Genomic DNA, 1,613 nt, shown 5'->3' with positions numbered 1-1,613 from the left:
CACGGATAAGGTTGCGGTGGCCGCGGCCGGCGTCCTGCCGCTCACCATGCGCGCAGGGGTAAGGCCGACGGGCCCTGGCAGGCCCTCTCCGGCCAAACCGACAAGCGAGCCGGGCGCATCCGTCACGCGCACAGGCTGGTTCTCGTTGGCGCCGCTGGCGCGCCAGCCGGGCGGCACGGAGACCGAAAAGCGAAACGTTCCAGGCGAGCGGATCACGGCGCTGCGCCGCGTCGACGACATCGGGAAATTGGCAAAACCGGCAGCGTTGCTTCGCGCCGCGACGATGAAGCGGCCGGACTGGTCGAACAGCCGCACCACGATGCCGGCCATCGGGCGGTCGGCCTGACCATAGGTTCCGTCGCCGTCGACATCCATGAAGACGAAGGATGAGAAGTTCAGCTTGCCGGATGTCGGACCCCAGGCGGTGCGCGACGCATAATCGCCGGCCGGATTGGGATTGCCGCGCGCCCTGCGGCGCTTGCGCCGCCAGCGCAAAGCGAGCGCCATGAGGGCAGTGGCGCCGGCGATGACAAGGACGGAGATGAAGAGAACGAGGGCGTTGTCAGCCACGGCGGGGAAGCGTTGGCTGGAGAAAAATACTCAAGCTGAAAAGCATAAGGTCCGCGCCCCCTCGTAGTCCTGCAAAAGCTAACGCGAGCCGACGTTGCTGCACAGACATTATTTGCGAGAGGCTGGCATCAAAACGTAGAGACGCCGGCGGGACAGCGCCGCCTTTCCCTTCTCCCGTCTAGAAGCTCAGGTCGCCAGTTCCACCCACACCGGCGCATGGTCGCTGGCGTTTTCCTCGGCACGCACCTCCCGATCGATGCCCGCTCCTTTCAGCTTCCGCACCAGCTTCTTCGACAACAGAATGTGGTCGAGCCGTAGGCCGGCGTCGCGCGGCCAGCGGTTCCGGCGGTAGTCCCAGAATGTGTAGAGCTTCTCCTGCTTCGGAAAGACCTTGCGCAGCGCATCCGTCCAGCCCTGATCGATCAGCGCCGCAAAGGCGGCGCGGCTTTCAGGCTGCACCAGCGCGTTGTCGTCATAGGAGCGGGTGGCGTAGATGTCGCGCGGCTCGGGCACAACGTTGAAGTCGCCGGCAAGCACCACCGGCAGGCCGGTGTCGAACAATTCGCTCGCATGCGCCGCGAAGCGCTGGTGCCAGGCGAGCTTGTAGGTGAACTTAGGCCCGGGCTGCGGGTTGCCGTTCGGCGCGTAGAGGCAGGCAATCACGATGCCGTTGACCGCCGCCTCGATGTAGCGCGCCTGGCGGTCGGCATCGTCGCCGGGCAGCGCGTCGCGTGTCAGCACCGGCTCGGCGCCGCGAGCCAGGATGGCGACGCCGTTCCAGGTCGGCTCCCCCTTCCACACCGCGCCATAACCGGCCTTCGCCAGCCGGGTCAGCGGAAACTGCGTGTCGCGGGATTTCAGTTCCTGCAGGCAGACGACGTCGGGCTTGGCTTTGACGAGCCAAGCCAAGAGGTTTTCCAGCCGGCTGTTGATGTTGTTGATGTTGAAGGTGGCGAGTTTCATTTGCCGAAGACGCCTCTTCATTCGTCATCCTCGGGCTTGACCCGAGGATCCATGCCGTGACCATCGCCGTGGAACTCTGC

The 1,613-nt window shown here is 65.3% G+C and carries 1 protein-coding gene and 1 pseudogene; both read right to left on the bottom strand.

Translation table 11 applies throughout. The features are described 5' to 3' along the window. Positions 1-570 (bottom strand): annotated as a pseudogene (locus EOA60_RS32055) (hypothetical protein); the annotation flags it as partial. A 186-nt stretch (positions 571-756) separates the two neighbouring features. Further along, positions 757-1,533, bottom strand: a complete 777-nt coding sequence (locus tag EOA60_RS32050) for an exodeoxyribonuclease III (RefSeq protein WP_095801392.1) — start codon at positions 1,531-1,533, stop codon at positions 757-759. Positions 1,534-1,613: the final 80 nt, after the last annotated feature.

Origin of the sequence: Mesorhizobium sp. M1A.F.Ca.IN.020.06.1.1 (assembly GCF_004023265.1) — a bacterium.
Classification (GTDB): domain Bacteria; phylum Pseudomonadota; class Alphaproteobacteria; order Rhizobiales; family Rhizobiaceae; genus Mesorhizobium.
This window is presented reverse-complemented; position numbering and strand designations above follow the sequence as displayed.